Consider the following 17,006-nt stretch of genomic DNA (forward strand, 5'->3'; position numbering starts at 1 on the left):
GCAGCAGTTTATCAGATCTCCCCGGGTAAGAACGCAAACTTTCTCTCCATATACCTGTCGAATATACAGCGGGATGTTTCGGATAGTTTTGGGCTTTATTTTGTTGTGCAAACTCACCCACATCCAACTGCCTGATTCGCTTCCTGTTCGTCAGGCCAGAGATTTACCGCCGGCTTCCTTCAGATTCCTCCTCGCGAAGGACACCCTTGCCTTAGGTTAACGCTTCCCACTATCAAGGCGCGTTCGGGACTTTCACCCTATAGTTTGCGCCCGTGCCGGGCGCACACACAAAAAAGGGCATCCAATGGACGCCCTTTTTTTATGTTCATTACCTGAAACAGGTGTGTATTACATCGGCTTTTTGATATCGACCATTTCCACATCAAACACCAATGGTGTATATGGAGGGATACCACCTTGCATACCTGCTTCGCCGTAAGCTAATCTTGAAGGGATGATGAAAGTTGCTTTTCCACCTTTACCTAACATTTTCAAACCTTCATCAAATCCTGGGATTGCTTTACCCAACTGGAAAGGACGTGGACCATATTCCATGCCTGGCATAGATGGTTTACCGGCAGCTTCTGCATCAGCTTTCACGCTTGTATCAAAAACATTGTCTTTACCATCTGTTTTCTTGTTGGTAAATCGACCAGTATAGTTGATCATCATGGTATCTGTGGGTTGTGCACGTTGTGCATCACCAGGTGCCGTGATCACATACTGTAAACCAGAAGCAGTGGTTTTCACTTTCAGGTTGTTGTCTGCGATGTACTTTTTGATTTTACCTTCTTCAGCAGATTTGCGTTGTGCAACAGAAGCCTGGTAATCTTTTTCGAAGAACTCTTGTGCTTTCTTAAGGAACACGCTGTCTGGTTCGTTCTTAGGCTTCGACAATACCTTCTCCACCTTGATGGTGAACAACATGTAAGTATCTTTGGTGCCCGGAGGTTTAGGTTGACCAGATCTGGTTGCCATGGTATCCAGGTTCAATTTGAAAGTAGCACTATCGCCTTCTCCAAACATGGTGAGGATATCGTTCATATCACCGGCATACATTTTTTCCGCTACCGGGAAGATTTGTGGCTGCTCTACGTCGTAGGTGCTGCTCATAATTGAATCTTTCTCGCTTTTGCGGATGAAGTTCAATTTTACGATATCACCTACTTTGATTTTCTCTTTACCTTCGGATTTGTGGACGATGTACTTGGTACCTCCTGGCGCATCTTTGTAGTTGTTACATGCACCCAATCCAAGAGCGGCTGCACAAAGAATTACTAAACTTTTTTTCATTAGTATAAATTGATTTTTAAATGTTATGAAGCTATTATAAGCCTATCTCGGTTGCATTTGTAAGCTGTTTGCTTATAATGGTTTCAATATTGTTATTTGATTTGTGGTTGATAAGCGGCAGTTCGGCACGCCATCATGTTTTATATTCGGTTATTAAATAGTTAAGCTAATAATTGCTGTTCGTAGTCCTTCAGCAAGCCTTTGAAGATCTGCACGGTTTCTGCCAGGCTCTTGTCTGAAGCACCGCCTGCAGCATTCCGGTGTCCGCCACCATTAAAGTACTTCTTGCAGATCTCATTTGCGGGAAACTCTCCAGTGGAACGTAGTGAAAGTTTCACCCGGTCGGTACGTTCAATGATGAATGCTGCCAGCTTAATGCCGTTTACGGAAAGTGCATAGTTCACAATGCCTTCGGTATCTCCAGTAACGATGTTAAACTGTTTCAGCTCTTCTGCGTTTACGGTGATAATTGCGGTGTTAAACTCCCTTAGAACCTCCAGCTTGTTGGTTAAGCAATGGCCTAAAAATCGCAAGCGGCTTTCGGTAGCGTTATCATAGACCTGCTGGTGAATTCTCCAGTGTTCTGCACCCAGATCAATAAGATCTGCAGCAATCCGGTAAACTGTTGAGGTCGCGGATGGGAACCGGAAGGATCCTGAATCCGTCATGATACCGGTATAGAGGCAGGTTGCAATGTCTTTGGTCATAGATGCACCATCATTCAGCACATTAACGATGAAGTCGTACACCAATTGTGCTGCAGCACAGGCATTGATGTTCCAGTGACGAAAATCATCAAAATCTTCCGGCTCCAGGTGGTGATCAATCATCACTTTATACCCATCAGCTGCGCGGATCAGTTCGCCAAGTTCATTGATACGGCTCAGGGTGTTAAAGTCGAGGCAGAAGATCAATGCAGCTTCAGCAACATAAACCTCGGCATCCTGCTGGTTTTCGGTGTAAATGATGACATCGGAATTGTTGGGCAGCCAGTGCAGAAAATAAGGGTAATCTGTGGGGGTGATCACTTTAACATGGTGACCTTTCTGAATCAGATAGGCATACAAACCAAGTGAAGAACCCATGGCATCACCATCAGGTTTATGATGTGTAGTGATGACAATCTTTTGTGGCGTAGCCAATAAATCGGTTAATTCTGAAAGAGATAGCATATTTTAAAGCTGCAAAGCTAATAATTAAATAGATGAATTGATGTCGATTTATTTTGAAGCTATAATATTTACTGTTTAAAACGTAATTTTGGAAAAAAATACAAAACCCATGAGTACAAACAGAACATTTACAATGATTAAGCCTGATGCAGTAGCAAACGGACATATCGGTGCTATTATCAATGACATCACTACTGCAGGATTTAAAATCGTTGCTTTGAAATACACCAAACTTACTCCAGAAAAAGCAGGTGCTTTCTATGAAGTACACAAAGAACGTCCTTTTTACAATGATCTGGTAGGTTTCATGTCTTCAGGACCAATCGTTGCTGCGATCCTGGAAAAAGATAATGCTGTTGAAGAATTTAGAAAATTGATCGGTGCTACTGATCCATCTAAAGCTGAAGCAGGTACTATCCGTCAGAAATATGCAAAATCAATTGATGCAAATGCTGTTCATGGTTCAGATTCTGATGAAAACGCTGAAATTGAAGGTAACTTCTTTTTTACAGCTGACGAGCGTTTCTAATCGCCGATAAGCACATAGAATATAAAATAAAGCACCTCTACAGGGTGCTTATTTTTTAACCGGGATTTTTGAAGGGTTACAAGTATTAGAACTGTGGTGATGGAGACCGCCGGGTACATGTATCTTGATCATTATCCTAACCAAAAGTATTACAATGAAAAAAACATCTATCGCACTGGCCTGCTGCCTTGCAGCCTTTGGCGCCACTGCCCAAACTAAAAAAACAGCCGTCGCAAAGAAACCGGCGACAAAAGTTGCAGCCAAACCTGCAGCCCCGGCGCTAAGCATGAAGAACACCCTGGATTCTGCAAGCTACAGTTTCGGAAGCTCTATGGGTACAGGTTTAAAATCGAACGGCATTACTACACTAAACTATGACCTGCTGTTGAAAGGCCTTAAAGATGCTTTTGGGGATAAAGACCTGATGCTTGACCGTACGCAGGCACAGGAAGCGATCAATAACCTATTTATGGCAAAGAGCAAGGCAAAATTCGCCGCAGTTATTGAGGAAGGCCGAGCTTTCCTGGAGAACAACAAAAAAGTAGATGGCGTAAAAACAACCGCTAGCGGACTGCAGTACTTTGTGGTAAAGGCTGGAAATGGGCCCAGGCCTTCGGCAGATGCCACCGTGCTGGTGAATTACAAGGGTCGATTGTTGAATGGAAAGCAGTTCGACAGCAATGAAGGCCGTGATCCGGTAGAACTTAATGTAGGTGGGGTGATTCAGGGCTGGACCGAAGGTTTACAGCTGATGAATGAAGGCTCTACCTACCGGTTTTTTATCCCTTCTGAGCTGGCTTACGGAGAACGTGGCGCTGGTCAGAACATCATGCCTTACAGCACCCTGATTTTTGAAGTGGAGCTGGTAAAGGTTAAATAATCCCTTTTAGCGGGGAAACCATTTTTATCATGTGTTGTTAGTAGATAAAAACAAACATTATGATGACGAAAAGATATTTCCCCCTAGCACTCGTAGCGCTCCTCACTACAACCTTAGCAAGCTGCTCGGCCATTGAAGGTATATTTAAAGCAGGCATGTGGGCCGGCGTTATTATGGTTGTTGTCGTACTTGCGTTGATTATCTGGGTAATCAGAAAGATATTTGGTGGCGGCAGCAGAAATTAAAGGAATACAATTTCTGTGATCACTTCAGAGCCGGCGCGTTCATTTAACCGTTGAATGATGCCGGTTCTGATCATCAAAAGATCATTCTTCACCACTGAGGATTCAATCCGCACGAACAGCTTCTTATGGGCAATATAGATCTGAGTGGTACGATTGGAAACCGCTTTCCCCATAACTTCCGGCCAAAAGGCCACGACAGAAGTCTCATCCAGCTTAGATTTTAAGCGGTAAACTTTTAGCATTTTGTCTATCCCCTCTTTCAGGGTAATGTCGTTGGGCTTACGCATGGTTGATCTGTCCGTTATCTACGTCGAACAAAGTTACAGGAACATTGATCTTGTTGAAAATATTTGTAACCCTTTCTTTTCCCGTATCGGTGATGAAGATCTGCCCGAAGTCATGATGTGATACCATTTCCATCAGCTTCTGCATACGGCTATCATCCAGTTTATCGAAAATATCATCCAGTAACAACAACGGTTTGAAACCCTTGTATTTTTGCAGGTAACTGTATTGCGCGAGCTTCAGTGCAATGAGGAAGGACTTCTGCTGGCCCTGTGAGCCGAACTTCTTCAGCGGCATATCACTAATGGTAAACAGCAGATCGTCTTTGTGGATGCCCGTGGTTGTACGTTCGAGCACTTTATCTTTCTCCAGCGACTGGATCAGTAATTCTTCAAACGGTGTTTCGTTGAGCTGAGAAGCATACTCCAGACGTACCTGCTCCTTATCATCGGTAAGATAGTGGTAGTGCTGATTGAACAGAGGGATGAAGTCGAGCATGAATTCTTTACGTTTCTCAAAGATCTTCTTCCCTGTAAAGGCGAGCTGTTCATCATAGATCTCGAGCAGGGATGGATCAAAGCGCCTGGTGGAAGCTACTTGTTTTAGAAAGGCATTACGACTTTGTAATTGCTTGTTGTAGCTGATCAGTTCGTCCAGGTACTGCGCATTCGTTTGTGAGATGACATTGTCCATAAACCTGCGCCGCTCTTCACTGCCCTCCATGATAATGCTGGAGTCGTATGGCGAGATCATCACCAGAGGGAAAAGTCCGATGTGGTCTGCGAGTTTGTCGTATTCCTTCTTGTTGCGCTTAAATTGCTTCTTCTGATTGCGCTTTACCCCACAACTGATCTTCTCGTTTTTTTCTTTAAGATCGAAGTCGCCCTGGATCATGAACAGATCCTGTCCCGTTTTAATTTGCTGTGTATCTATGGGGTTGAAATAGCTCTTGCAAAGACAGAGGTAATGTATGGCATCAAGCAGGTTGGTTTTACCCGCGCCATTGTTGCCTACAAACGCATTGACGGTCTTTGAAAAACTAACTGCGGCATCCGGATAATTTTTGAAGTTCAGGAGGGTAATGTTTTTTAACCACATAGATTGTTCAAAGTTACCAATAAGATTTTATTGCCGTTCTTAAATTATCAATATGGTTTTTCTCTGGGTTTTTGATACTTTTCAAAACTATTTTGTGGATAGTTCAGTTTCAGATGGTTAAAGTTTGTGTAAATACCGCAAAAGGGTTGATACTTTAATCGAAAAATGTATTTTTGCAATCCTTAATTTTTTATAAACTAAAATGTCTACAACACAAAACGAAATAAATCCTCAAGTTAAAAAAGGATCATTTTTTATTGAAAACTCCAAAAGCTTGTTGTTCATTGCTGGTGCCGTAGTTGTTCTAATTGCAATCTATATCTGGTATCAGAATGTATACTTAAAGAACAGAGCGGAAGAGGCTTCTGCAAAAATGTACAAGGCAGAACAGTATATCGGTGTAGATTCACTGGCAAACAAAGCCATCAAAGGTGATTCAGGTTACCCAGGATTTGAAAAGATTGCTGATGAGTACGAAAACACCAAATCTGCTAACCTTGCAAACTTATACCTTGGTGGTATCTATTTACGTAAAGGTGAATACAAAAAAGCAACTGAAGCTTTGGGTAAATACGCAGAAACTGGTAGCCCGGTAGCAGATCCTCTAGCCCTAGGTTTATTGGGTGATGCTTATAGCGAGTTGAAAGATTACAAACAAGCTGCTACTTACTACAAGAAAGCCGCTGACAAAACCGGTAACAATTTCACTTCTCCAATGTTCCTTAAAAAGCTTGGATTGGTACAGGAGCAATTGAAAGATTTCAAAGCTGCTGAAGATGCTTACACTAAAATCAAAACAGAATATCCTGCAAGTGAGGAAGCTGCAATGATCGATTCTTACATTGCACGTGCTCATGCACAAGTAAAATAAACGTACTTAATCAACAATATTGAAGGTTAGCATGAAGATGCTAGCCTTTTTTTATAGGCAATACTTATCTTTATCCCATGGCTACACAATTAAAAAACCTGTCAGACTTTTCCCACACTACTGTGCCTGATGCCAGTCCTTATAAATTTGCTATTGCTGTTGCAGAATGGAATGCCGAAATCACCGGCAGCCTGTACAAGGGTGCACTGGAAAAGCTTCTTGCTTATGGTGCTCAGGAAGACAATATCCTTTCCGTAGCTGTTCCAGGAAGTTTCGAACTGAGCGGAGCCGCAGAGATCCTGTTAAACAAACACCCTGAACTTGATGCAGTGATCTGTCTGGGTTGTGTGATCCAGGGTGAAACCCGCCATTTTGATTTCATCTGTGACGCTGTTGCGAATGGCGTGACACAAGTTGGCATAAAACATGCTAAACCTGTAATCTTTGGTGTTCTGACTACAGACGACCAGCAACAGGCGATCGACCGTGCAGGTGGTAAACATGGTAATAAAGGCGATGAAGCTGCTATTACAGCCATCAAAATGGCGCACATGGCTGCTACGCTGTAGTTTAAATGTTTATAAATTATTAATCAGCTCCTAATGAAGAAAATTGCTACACTCTTGCTTGGCGTGTTTTTTGCAACCGTTATGTTACAGGCATGTTCAAACAAGATATGCCCAGCCTACAGCTCCTATAAGGAAGGCAAAAAAAGAAGAGGATAACCTCTTCCATTTTAAATTAAACACGTTTATTGATGCAGTGGAACATATTAACAGATATCGCTCAGGTGAAGGATATCAAAGCGAAGGAAGGCTATAGCCTCATTTTTAAACACAGTACCCGTTGCCCGGTTAGTGCGATGGCAAAGCGAAGATTTGAGATGGACTGGGATGTGATCCCTTCGGAAGTTTCCCTTCATTTCCTGGACCTGATTGCCTACCGCCCGGTTTCTGCGCATATCGCCGAGACCTTTCAGGTGCACCATGAATCACCACAGATCCTGTTGATCAAAAATGGCGACTGCATCCTGGATGCTTCCCATGGGGACATCTCCGCGGATGAAGTCGCTGAAGTGATTAATAGTTAAAAGTCACCGTTTTCTTAATGTCCGGGTGTATGCTATATGCAACCGGACAGGTATGGGCGGAGCGTTCAATGATGGCTTTCACTTTATCGGAATAGTCATTCGCTGGAAACTGAAAGTCTACCACGATTTCCGCCACCCTTCTTGGTCCTTCCTTAGCCATGATCTTGGTGATTTCGCAGGTGGTGCCATCAATGTTGAAGCCATGTTCTCCGGCAGCAATGCCGATAATGGTCAACATACAGTTGCCTAAAGAAGTTGCCAGCAGGTCTGTTGGTGAAAAAGCTTCTCCCTTGCCCTTGTTGTCTACCGGTGCGTCGGTAATGATCTCCGTACCCGATTGTAAGTGAACAGAAGTGGTTCTTAAGCCACCGTTATAAGTAATCTTTGAAGTTGCCATTTTATACAATTTTGTGAAGGCAAGTTAGCATTCCTGAGGTATTAAAAAAACCATTAAACAAGTGATGCCTGTTCAAAGTGCCAAATAGGAAGTGGCATTTAAACAGACATCACCGGAATGTATAGAGGATATTTGACGCGATATAGCTTAGTGAATGGATTGAAGGTTTGCTATACGTACATTCTTAAGCGACTTGGTTTTAGCACTAACTACTTTAAGATTACTAATCGTTTCATCAGGGAAAAACACATCCGTCATCACCGATAATCCCTCATCAGCGAAGAGTTCCACAGATGCAACATCTGCGAACAGACTCAGCTTGATCTCTTTACTTGTGCTAATCCTTGGGGCGGTATGTTTTTTAGCAAAGCCAGCCTCAAAGTCCGACTTTCCAGACTTTGTTCTATCAATGTAATACGCGCGTTCTTCACTGTCATAGCCTATAGTGAGTTCCTGTCCAAGCTTATTACTTAGAACAATATGGAAGTCATTGCTTGCATCTAGGGTCATATCGATTTTAAATAGGCCCCCAGCGTCCTTGATGTGATTACTTAGATCAAGCTCCTTCGTAAAGCCTAATGAAGACTTTTTGAAACTATCTTTCTGTATGGTCGCTAGCTCTTTTGATGGCTGGGAGATTAAGAAATGTTCACCATTAACTTCAGTAATATCCAGATCTCTTGGAATTGTTGCAGCGCCACGCCAGCCTTGGGTAGGCACCACATTGGCATACTGCCAGTTGTTCATCCAGCCAATAAAAATCTTTCGTTCGCCTGTGTTGGACCAGGTTACGCCGGCATAGTTGTCTGTTCCGTAATCAATGAATTTAGTCTTTTCCACTTCTGGAACAAAGGTCTTACCATCAAAAGATCCAGTGAAATACTGCGTTGCGGAACCACCGTTTGGCCCACCTGGATTAATGCTGACCAAAAGTACCCATACTTGTTTGCCTTTGTGCATGATTGGAAATAAATCCGGACACTCCCACACGCCACCATGAGCACCGATCTGGGCGCCAAATTCACTTTCTTTTGTCCATTCTTTTAAGTCCGGTGAACTATAAAAAGTTATTCGGTCTTTGGTGGCCAACGTCATGATCCATTTCTTCTGCGGCTCATACCACATCACCTTTGGATCCCGAAAATCCACTATGCCAGGATTCTTCAATACAGGATTTCCCTCATATTTAGTCCAGGTTTCGCCATCATCCAAACTGTAGGCAAGACTCTGATTCTGGTAATTGTTGGCCTTGTTCTGCTCCAGTTTGGCATTATGGTGTGTAAATATTGCAACCAAGGCTGTTTGGCCCGCCTTTGCGAAGCCAGCAGTATTGTTAACATCCACCACAGCACTGCCAGAGAAGATGTATCCAAGGCTGTCGGGGAACAATGCTGTGGGCTTGTGCTGCCATTTCACAAGATCTTTGCTGACGGCATGCCCCCAGTGCATTGGCCCCCAAGTCGTACCATCCGGAAAATACTGGTAAAAAAAGTGATACACCCCTTTATGGTACACCATGCCATTTGGATCATTCATCCAATTGGCTGGTGGCGAAAAATGGTACTGTGGGCGATGCTGCTCTTTGAAGGTCTGCTGCGCAAAAGTATTGATACTCAAAGCCAAGCAGAAAAGTACAATGAAGCTAGATAGTTTTCTCATAATCGTATTTTTTAAATTCGCAATGGCTGCGTTACCAGCCGTTATTTTGTTTATAGAGACCGGAGCTGAAGTTGATTTGATTTAGTGGAATTGGAAAATACTCATCGCGTCCCCTAGTAAAACGTGCATCGTTCAAGTGAGCTACCCTTCGTCTTTCGATATCAAAATAAGCATTCATGGTTTGTGCAGCAATGCCCCATCTTACAAGATCAAAGAAATGATAGCCTTCAGTTGCAAACTCCAGCCTGCGTTCAAATCGCAATGCTTCCCTTGCATATGCTTGTGTCCAGTTACTGTTTACCCCAGGTTGATATAATTGAACATTATAATTTGATATAGCGCTTCCATCGGCCATTTTCAAAAGATTTTTGCTGTTGTTTGCTCTCGCGCGAATCTGATTAATCAGCGGAACAGCTTCTAGCGATCTGTTTAGTTCAATTAAGGCCTCTGCTTTCCAAAGTAACACATCAGCATAACGTATAATCTCCCAATTTTTAGAACTGCCGATGAATGGCGGAACCTTTTGAAATGATGGATCATCCGGCAGTACCGCTTCCTTCATACTTGCAAATGCATCGTAGATTGCAGGTGCTCTGGACCACGAACGCTGATAGATGAAGTTGCTTTTGTATTTATATGGGGCGCCTGGTTTTGCGACCGTATGGTCCAGTCGTGGATCAAAGGTTGCCGATTTGAAGTCCAGCGTTGCTGCCACGTCAGTATTGTTATAAGTTGTAAACTGCGGCAATCCATCCTGGTCTGTCTTGTAAGCATTAATTAAATCATGACTGGGTACATTAAAGCCACAGCAACCGTATTCCTGATTCATTGGATAGTTAAGTGCATGGCCATAATCCAGTCGGCCTTTTGGTGTGCCATCATCTTTTGAGTATTGGATGGCAAAGATGGACTCCGGGCCATTTTGCGTTGTTGCCAGGAAGTTGTTCGCATAATCCGTCGTCAAACTGTATTTTCCCGAAGCAATGATCTCATCTGCAAGCGCGTTTACTTCCTCTAATTTAGCGGCATTGATGGACGTAATCTGATGATCTTCACCTTGTTCATAGGCCTGATACAACAACACTTTTGCCAGATATGCTTTTGCAGCAAACTTGCTTGCTCTACCTATTTCTGCCTGACTTTCGGGTAGTACATCTGCAGCTGCTCTGAAGTCGTCCGTGATTTTAGCCCAGAGTTCTGCATCAGATAGTGCTCGATTGGAGATGGTGTTGTATGCCGTTTTCTCTGTGTTCTCATCCAGATAGGGAACATACTTAAACAGAATCTTAGCCAGGAAGTAAAAGTGACCGCGTAGGAACCGGAGTTCTGCTTGTCGCTCTGCTTTCTTCGGATAATCCGCATCGGAAATTTCGTTGACACGTTTCAAGGCGTCGTTTGCTCTACCAATTCCAACATATAGTCTAAACCAGACCTGATCAAGTAATGGGTTATCTACACGGTTTAATGAAAAAGTTTCAAAAAGGTGAAACTCCGACAAATCTCCCGGTCCATCACCACCTTTGTAGGTGTCTCCACCCCTAACACTGCCATATGGCCACATGCTGGAATAGGGTGAAGTATAATGATCATTACCTAATGCAGAATAAGCAGCAATGACCATTTTATCGACATTTTCAGGTGTACCAAGGTCCTCTGAGGACACGACGCCTTGTGCAGGTTCATCCAATACTTTTTTACATGAAATCAGTATGGTGAACATCATCAAGAATATGTATTTTAAATTTTTCATGTTAACAGATTTAATTATAGCGTAACATTTATACCGATTGTACCCACGACAGGCACTGGAAACCCATAATTGGGAATTTCCGGGTCCGGACCAGTAAAAGATTTACTTTTGATGGTAAAAAGATTACTTCCCTGTAAGAATATCCGGGCATTTTGAATCTTCAGATTGAAAGCTTTTTTAAAGTTGTAACCTACTTGTAAGTTCCTGAGCTTTAGATAAGAGCCATTTTCAATGAAATAAGTGGAGAACCTGCCTTCATTGTTCCTGTCCACCAAAGTCAGGGCAGGGATACTGGAACTGGTATTGGTAGGTGACCATGCATCTAACGTTCTGGAGCCCCAGTTTGTACCAGTCCACAAGGATGAGAAATCCGTATAGGTTTTAAAGTCATTTACCACGTCTACTTTGATACCTTGCAGAAAGAAACTTAAATCGAAATTTTTATAATTCAAGGAAACATTAAGTCCCGCGGAGTAGCGGGGACTGTTATTTCCAATGAAATCACGATCTTGATCGTTGATTACACCATCAGCATTTAAATCTCGATATTTTATCCTCCCTAGGCCCTTACCAGGCTGGTCCGCAGCGGCATCCACCTCAGCTTGAGATGTAAACAGGCCATCTGCCATATATCCGAAATAGGAATTTACCGGTCTTCCTAAAATCGTCTTGTCCGTTCCATTTCCAGGATACGAGGCTAAGACTTCCTTCGGTAGATAGGTAACTTTATTCCTGTATAGAGAGAAATTTCCTGTAAGATTTATAGACAGGTCTTCGCTAAGCTTTGTATCATAAGATAAAATTGCATCCAAGCCTTTGTTTTGCAACGAAGCGCCATTGATAAAGCTGTTTCCACCTTCGCCTAATACTGCCAGGTAAGCAGGGCTGATCAAAATATCTGATGTTTTTTTGATAAAGTAGTCGAATGACCCAGTTACTTTGTTGTTAAACAAGCCAAAATCAACACCAAAATTCGACTCCTGTAAAGACTCCCATTTGAGTGCAGCATTTCCTTGTTGGATCATTGTAAAACCCGAAGGTAACTGACCCGTTCCACCCCCATTGATATCGTATGCACTGCCTCGGTCAAAATCCCAGGTCGGATCAACGCCATAGATCGCAGAATATAGTGACAGGCTGGCGTTATCCGGAATATCCTGGTTGCCTGACTTACCCCAACCATACCTTAATTTCAGATCGGAGATAAAGTTTAAACGCTTAATGAAGGTTTCTTCACTCAGCCTCCAACCCAAGGAAAAGGCAGGGAAGGTTCCATAACGGTTTTCGGCTCCGAATCTGGATGAGCCATCCCGTCTCAGGGTTACAGATGCTATATACTTATCATCCAATACATAATTGACCTTACCAAAAAAGGAAAGCAGTGCGTAAGCAGCTCCGGAGCCTCCATTTAGGGTGTTTGTTGATCCCGCATTCAGGTAGGCATAGTTGATGTTTTCCAAAGCCAGGCCTTGTCTGCTTGCAGAGAACTCCTGATTGATATTTCTTATATATTCATGTCCAGCAAGAAACTCCAGATTATGTTTCCCCTTTTCAACTTTATAGTTTAAGGTATTCTGCCAGATGATGTTTCCTTGATACACCTGCGCATTGAAGACCTGATTTGCAGGATCGGCAAGAAATCCAGAGGTGTATGACTTCTTAAGTGTCCTTTGGTAAGTTCCATTGTAGTCGATACCGAAACTTGTTCTAAAGGTTAAATTGGGTAGCACATCATAGTTGGCGAAGGCATTTCCAAAAAGACGATAGAAGTAGGATTTGTTATCGCGATTGTCCTCAATTAACCGAACCGGATTTTGTCTGTCTGTCATACCTGCCGCCGGACCACCCCAGCCACCATCGATGGTATGAACTGGAACGATAGGTTGCTGCACAAGAGAAGCAAATAAGATGTCACTCGCCGGAATAAGTGCATTTTTTATATAGCTCGCGGAAAAATTCTCTCCTATGGTAAGCCTGTTATTCAGCATCTTATAATCGGAATTAAACCTGGCCGTGTACTTCTGACTATGGGACTCCTTAACGATCCCCTTGTTATCATAGTAGCCTAGGGAGAATAGTGAATTACCTTTTTCACCACCATTTGACAGGGCTAAATCATAAGACTGGATGATGGATTGCTGAGAAACCTCATCATACCAATAGGTATCTGCCGGGCGCATAGTTCCTGCGGCGTCAATAAACTCCGGCAACACCACCCTGTTAAGCACCGGGTTGCTAAAATCATTATTCCAATCGTATTGGTAAATTTGGTTGTTATTCGGATTAGCACCGTCATTTACTGCAGCAAGCCAATAAGCCCGTCCACGTTCTTCCGCATTAAGCGTCTTTAACTTTGTAGCGTAATTTTGTATCGATGTACTGGCATTAACATCTACTTTCGAAAAGCCATTCTTTGCTTTCTTGGTGGTGATGATGATTACACCATTGGCAGCTCTGGAACCGTAGATAGTAGCCGATGAAGCATCTTTCAGCACCTGAATGGACTCAATATCATTTTGATTGAGCTGCTCTAATCCACTTTTCGTTGGCACACCATCAATGACATATAAAGGGTCGTTGTTTCCAAGGGTACCAATACCACGGATCCGGACGGTTGCACCTCCAGTTGGGGCGCCATCGGTTGTAATAAGAACGCCAGGAACACGACCTTGTAATGACTTAATTGGATTTCCACTTGGAATGTCTTTGATTTCGGCGACGTCTACCACGTTCACCGCACCAGTGATATCTTTCTTCCGTTCGGTTTGATATCCTGTTACAACAACTTCTTCCAATTTGTTGGAGGATATATCCAGTTGTATATTAACAATCGTAGTACTCGCATTAATCAGGAAAGTAGCAGGCTCTGCGCCAACATAGAAAAATTTGAGCGTCTGACCAGCTGAGGCTTGGACGCTGAAGCGTCCATTGGGATCAGTCATTGTTGTGGTTTTTGTGCCGACCACGTTTACAGTTACGCCTTCAAGTGGACCAGCATCCTTGTCCGTCACGGTGCCGGTCAGCTGCCTGACTTGCCCGAAGCTCCATCCTATTGCACTTAGCAACAGGACGAAGAAAAGAAAAATTCTTTTCATACAATTTTTATTAAGGTTAAATATTTGGTTTTTAATGGTTCGATCTAATAAGGGGTGTTTACATGATGCCTAACTTTTTCTTCCATATAAATCTTTCCAGATCAGATTTTGAATAAGGCGGACATGCACCTGCCTGAGATGTGATAAAAGCACCCATTGCAGCTGAATAGTCCATGACTAGCTCTAGAGGTTCATTCCTAAGTTTCATGGCTAAAAATGCAGCAAGAAATGAATCCCCGCTGCCAATGGTGTCATTCACATCAATTGTATAAGACGGATAATCATATCGCAGCGTATGACTATAGTAAGATGCGCCATCCCCACCTTTAGTGACTATTATTTCTTGAATCTTGAACTTGTTCAATAGAACTTCAACACATTCCGCTTCTCTACGGCAGTTAGGATTATACCAACCCGCAAGTAATGTTAACTCACTTTTATTTAGCTTAGCAAGGTGTGCTGGCCGTAGTAATTGCTCAATGGTTTCTTTTGTATAATGCGGAACTCGCAGGTTAACATCGAATATCCGGTAAGGGGACTTTTCCAATAACAGGTTTAGGGTAGATCTTGAAACGATATTCCGCGCACTTAACGTGCCGTATACAAATGCCTGAGCATCTTCCACAACGGAGGTTAATGCTTCATCCAGACGAATAAAGTCCCATGCTACCGGCGCTAATATCTCGTAAGTCACCTCATGGTTGTCTGGATTTACCGTCGCCTGCACCTCACTTGTTTTTTGTTCGGGATTGACCTGAACGTAGGAAGTTTCAAGGCCCATCGCTTTCAAAAAATCAATTAACTCCTTGCCAGCCTGATCATGTCCTACGCTGCTAACCAGTTTGCTTTCCAAGCCCAGTCTATGCAGATGGTAAGCCACATTCATCGGGGCTCCGCCAGGCCTTCTTCCACCTGGCAGATTATCCCAAAGAATTTCACCAAAACACACTACTGCTGTTTGTGATCGATTTGTTTTCATCAATATCTAAGTTTTTATTGCTGCCTGCAGCTTAATGCATTACTATGTTTGTTCCTATTTGTTCCAGAGAGCGTCCCTTAGTTTCAGGCATCAGTCGCCATACAAAAATCAACTGTAGTACCATCATGCTTGCAAAGAATAGGAATGTGGTTCCACCGCCGAGATTTTCTGCGAAATATGGAAAGCTAAAGGCGATTAAAGATGCCATGACCCAGTGGGTAGAACTCCCAAGTGTCTGGCCTTTTGCGCGCACCTCATTAGGGAAGATTTCAGAGATAAAAACCCAGATCACCGCGCCTTGGGAGAAAGCAAAAAAGGCGATGAATATCATCATGTAAATCGGTATGGAAAAACCACTCAGATCACCACGGTAAAAGGTATAACTTACCAATGAAAGCGAAACAATCAAGCCTATCGATCCAACAAGCATTAAAACCTTCCTTCCAACCTTGTCAATAACATTTATCGCGAGCAGCGTAAAAGAGAAGTTGATCACACCAATACCAACCGTTGATAATAAAGAGGAGTGTGCACCCAGACCCGCCATTTCAAAAATGCGCGGCGCGTAATATATGATGGCATTGATTCCCGATACCTGGTTAAAAAAAGCAAACAACATCGCTAGTATTACCGGCGTTTTGTATTTTCTAGAGAATAAAACCTCAGTCATCCCTTTTTTATCTGTCGGAATGGCCTTTGAATTCTTTATCGCTTGCAACTCCTCCTCACAATTAAGCGGATTGATAATTCGCAGTATTTCCAGGGCTGCCTTGTCGTGGCCTTTCTTAAGGATCAACCATCTCGGACTTTCAGGAATAAAGTAGATTAACACTAAGAACAGAACAGAGGGAAATGCCTGCACGCCGAGCATCCAGCGCCAGGATGCCTCTCCTCCTTGACTAATTAAATAGTTAGATAGGTAAGATATTAAGATTCCGAGTACAACATTAAATTGAAACAATCCCACTAATCGCCCGCGACGGTCCGCTGGTGACACCTCAGATATGTATATCGGTGCGGTTACGGAAGAAATGCCGACACCAAGGCCGCCTAAAAATCTGAAGATCAGGAAAACCGACCAATCGTTGGCTAGTGCTGTTCCGAGTGATGAAAGCAAATATGCAATAGCGACAAAATATAGTGTGTTTTTGCGTCCGAAATGATCGGAAGGACGAGAGCCAATTAATGATCCAATTACAGTACCAATTAAGGCTATGGATATCGTGAAGCCATGTTCAAATACCGAAAGATTCCAGTGTTGCTGAATGGCCTTTTCTGCGCCGGAAATTACAGCAGTATCAAACCCAAACAAAAAGCCTCCAAGGGCGACGACCATGGACCAGGCCAGGACGGATTGATTTTTCATATGTATATATATTGGTTAGCATCTGCAAAGTATGCAGCAGTTTGCCTATCAACCTGTGCATTTGTTTCAAATAGATTCGAAAAGCATAAAAAATGTAATCACTTGAATATCAGTAATTTAGAATTCTTACCTTTGTAAATCTTAGACACACTTACAGTTTTATTACAGGTAATCTTCAAAATTATTTCATGGTTACAAGCCAGCGCATTTGAACTGAAGTCTATTAACTCACTGCGAACTGAATTTTTCATATCTTTAAATGAGTTTGTAGAAAAACTCTATCTATATTTTCAATAA

16 protein-coding genes are annotated in these 17,006 nt (G+C 42.8%); 6 read left to right on the top strand and 10 right to left on the bottom strand.

Translation table 11 applies throughout. The features are described 5' to 3' along the window. Positions 1-348: 348 nt before the first annotated feature. A complete protein-coding gene (locus AC5WJX_RS14155; RefSeq protein WP_494485033.1) occupies positions 349-1,293 on the bottom strand; it encodes an FKBP-type peptidyl-prolyl cis-trans isomerase in 945 nt (314 codons plus the stop codon). Between the two features lie 161 nt (positions 1,294-1,454). Beyond that, complete coding sequence (locus tag AC5WJX_RS14160; protein WP_494485034.1) at positions 1,455-2,465, bottom strand: DHH family phosphoesterase; 1,011 nt, start codon at positions 2,463-2,465, stop codon at positions 1,455-1,457. A gap of 109 nt (positions 2,466-2,574) precedes the next feature. Here AC5WJX_RS14160 and AC5WJX_RS14165 point away from each other — a divergent pair, with 109 nt between their 5' ends. The 3 genes from AC5WJX_RS14165 to AC5WJX_RS14175 all read left to right on the top strand — a co-directional run bounded on the left by AC5WJX_RS14165 (position 2,575) and on the right by AC5WJX_RS14175 (position 4,119). Then, positions 2,575-2,994 carry a nucleoside-diphosphate kinase gene (locus tag AC5WJX_RS14165; protein WP_440428146.1) on the top strand — a complete coding sequence of 140 codons (420 nt, stop codon included), beginning with the start codon at positions 2,575-2,577 and terminating at the stop codon, positions 2,992-2,994. A gap of 154 nt (positions 2,995-3,148) precedes the next feature. Continuing rightward, positions 3,149-3,874: an FKBP-type peptidyl-prolyl cis-trans isomerase gene (locus AC5WJX_RS14170; protein WP_494485035.1), complete on the top strand. Its 726-nt coding sequence runs from the start codon at positions 3,149-3,151 to the stop codon at positions 3,872-3,874. A 59-nt stretch (positions 3,875-3,933) separates the two neighbouring features. Continuing rightward, entirely contained in the window at positions 3,934-4,119 is a 186-nt protein-coding gene (locus AC5WJX_RS14175; protein ID WP_440428148.1) for a hypothetical protein, read from the top strand. On the opposite strand, the gene AC5WJX_RS14180 is transcribed toward AC5WJX_RS14175, so the two are convergent. Together AC5WJX_RS14180 and recF are read right to left on the bottom strand one after the other, a co-directional pair. Further along, positions 4,116-4,406 (bottom strand): DciA family protein, encoded by a 291-nt coding sequence (locus tag AC5WJX_RS14180; protein WP_494485036.1) that lies wholly within the window; start codon positions 4,404-4,406, stop codon positions 4,116-4,118. The two genes, AC5WJX_RS14175 and AC5WJX_RS14180, sit on opposite strands and share 4 nt — an antisense overlap. Next, positions 4,399-5,502, bottom strand: coding sequence for a DNA replication/repair protein RecF (recF, locus tag AC5WJX_RS14185; protein WP_494485037.1), 1,104 nt, complete (start codon positions 5,500-5,502; stop codon positions 4,399-4,401). The genes AC5WJX_RS14180 and recF overlap by 8 nt, the downstream gene beginning before the upstream one ends. 202 nt (positions 5,503-5,704) lie before the next feature. On the opposite strand from recF, the gene AC5WJX_RS14190 reads away from it, so the two are divergent. The 3 genes from AC5WJX_RS14190 to ytxJ all read left to right on the top strand — a co-directional run bounded on the left by AC5WJX_RS14190 (position 5,705) and on the right by ytxJ (position 7,463). After that, positions 5,705-6,373: a tetratricopeptide repeat protein gene (locus AC5WJX_RS14190; RefSeq protein WP_494485038.1), complete on the top strand. Its 669-nt coding sequence runs from the start codon at positions 5,705-5,707 to the stop codon at positions 6,371-6,373. Between the two features lie 77 nt (positions 6,374-6,450). Beyond that, entirely contained in the window at positions 6,451-6,942 is a 492-nt protein-coding gene (gene ribH, locus AC5WJX_RS14195) for a 6,7-dimethyl-8-ribityllumazine synthase (RefSeq protein WP_440428152.1), read from the top strand. A gap of 188 nt (positions 6,943-7,130) precedes the next feature. Further along, positions 7,131-7,463 carry a bacillithiol system redox-active protein YtxJ gene (gene ytxJ / locus AC5WJX_RS14200; RefSeq protein WP_494485039.1) on the top strand — a complete coding sequence of 111 codons (333 nt, stop codon included), beginning with the start codon at positions 7,131-7,133 and terminating at the stop codon, positions 7,461-7,463. Here the strand turns inward: ytxJ and AC5WJX_RS14205 are convergent. From AC5WJX_RS14205 to AC5WJX_RS14230, 6 genes are all read right to left on the bottom strand, one after another. Continuing rightward, positions 7,453-7,860 (bottom strand): OsmC family protein, encoded by a 408-nt coding sequence (locus AC5WJX_RS14205; RefSeq protein WP_494485040.1) that lies wholly within the window; start codon positions 7,858-7,860, stop codon positions 7,453-7,455. The genes ytxJ and AC5WJX_RS14205 overlap by 11 nt on opposite strands. A gap of 147 nt (positions 7,861-8,007) precedes the next feature. After that, positions 8,008-9,519, bottom strand: a complete 1,512-nt coding sequence (locus AC5WJX_RS14210) for a glycoside hydrolase family 32 protein (RefSeq protein WP_494485041.1) — start codon at positions 9,517-9,519, stop codon at positions 8,008-8,010. Between the two features lie 31 nt (positions 9,520-9,550). Beyond that, the gene (locus AC5WJX_RS14215; RefSeq protein ID WP_494485042.1) at positions 9,551-11,269 is read right to left on the bottom strand and encodes a RagB/SusD family nutrient uptake outer membrane protein; all 1,719 of its coding nucleotides are present in this window, start codon (positions 11,267-11,269) and stop codon (positions 9,551-9,553) included. A gap of 14 nt (positions 11,270-11,283) precedes the next feature. Next, on the bottom strand, positions 11,284-14,364 hold the full coding sequence (locus tag AC5WJX_RS14220; protein WP_494485043.1) for a SusC/RagA family TonB-linked outer membrane protein: 3,081 nt from the start codon (positions 14,362-14,364) through the stop codon (positions 11,284-11,286). Between the two features lie 58 nt (positions 14,365-14,422). Then, on the bottom strand, positions 14,423-15,343 hold the full coding sequence (locus AC5WJX_RS14225) for a carbohydrate kinase family protein (protein WP_494485044.1): 921 nt from the start codon (positions 15,341-15,343) through the stop codon (positions 14,423-14,425). Between the two features lie 31 nt (positions 15,344-15,374). Continuing rightward, positions 15,375-16,709 (bottom strand): sugar porter family MFS transporter, encoded by a 1,335-nt coding sequence (locus tag AC5WJX_RS14230; RefSeq protein WP_494485045.1) that lies wholly within the window; start codon positions 16,707-16,709, stop codon positions 15,375-15,377. Positions 16,710-17,006: the final 297 nt, after the last annotated feature.

This window comes from Pedobacter sp. NEAU-ZC8, assembly GCF_059278965.1.

Excerpts from the sequence above, each read along its gene's own strand:
- AC5WJX_RS14155 (WP_494485033.1), bottom strand. The coding sequence starts at position 1,293 with ATGAAAAAAAGTTTAGTAATTCTTTGTGCAGCCGCTCTTGGATTGGGT.
- AC5WJX_RS14160 (WP_494485034.1), bottom strand. The coding sequence starts at position 2,465 with ATGCTATCTCTTTCAGAATTAACCGATTTATTGGCTACGCCACAAAAG.
- AC5WJX_RS14165 (WP_440428146.1), top strand. The coding sequence starts at position 2,575 with ATGAGTACAAACAGAACATTTACAATGATTAAGCCTGATGCAGTAGCA.
- AC5WJX_RS14170 (WP_494485035.1), top strand. The coding sequence starts at position 3,149 with ATGAAAAAAACATCTATCGCACTGGCCTGCTGCCTTGCAGCCTTTGGC.
- AC5WJX_RS14175 (WP_440428148.1), top strand. The coding sequence starts at position 3,934 with ATGATGACGAAAAGATATTTCCCCCTAGCACTCGTAGCGCTCCTCACT.
- AC5WJX_RS14180 (WP_494485036.1), bottom strand. The coding sequence starts at position 4,406 with ATGCGTAAGCCCAACGACATTACCCTGAAAGAGGGGATAGACAAAATG.
- recF (WP_494485037.1), bottom strand. The coding sequence starts at position 5,502 with ATGTGGTTAAAAAACATTACCCTCCTGAACTTCAAAAATTATCCGGAT.
- AC5WJX_RS14190 (WP_494485038.1), top strand. The coding sequence starts at position 5,705 with ATGTCTACAACACAAAACGAAATAAATCCTCAAGTTAAAAAAGGATCA.
- ribH (WP_440428152.1), top strand. The coding sequence starts at position 6,451 with ATGGCTACACAATTAAAAAACCTGTCAGACTTTTCCCACACTACTGTG.
- ytxJ (WP_494485039.1), top strand. The coding sequence starts at position 7,131 with ATGCAGTGGAACATATTAACAGATATCGCTCAGGTGAAGGATATCAAA.
- AC5WJX_RS14205 (WP_494485040.1), bottom strand. The coding sequence starts at position 7,860 with ATGGCAACTTCAAAGATTACTTATAACGGTGGCTTAAGAACCACTTCT.
- AC5WJX_RS14210 (WP_494485041.1), bottom strand. The coding sequence starts at position 9,519 with ATGAGAAAACTATCTAGCTTCATTGTACTTTTCTGCTTGGCTTTGAGT.
- AC5WJX_RS14215 (WP_494485042.1), bottom strand. The coding sequence starts at position 11,269 with ATGAAAAATTTAAAATACATATTCTTGATGATGTTCACCATACTGATT.
- AC5WJX_RS14220 (WP_494485043.1), bottom strand. The coding sequence starts at position 14,364 with ATGAAAAGAATTTTTCTTTTCTTCGTCCTGTTGCTAAGTGCAATAGGA.
- AC5WJX_RS14225 (WP_494485044.1), bottom strand. The coding sequence starts at position 15,343 with ATGAAAACAAATCGATCACAAACAGCAGTAGTGTGTTTTGGTGAAATT.
- AC5WJX_RS14230 (WP_494485045.1), bottom strand. The coding sequence starts at position 16,709 with ATGAAAAATCAATCCGTCCTGGCCTGGTCCATGGTCGTCGCCCTTGGA.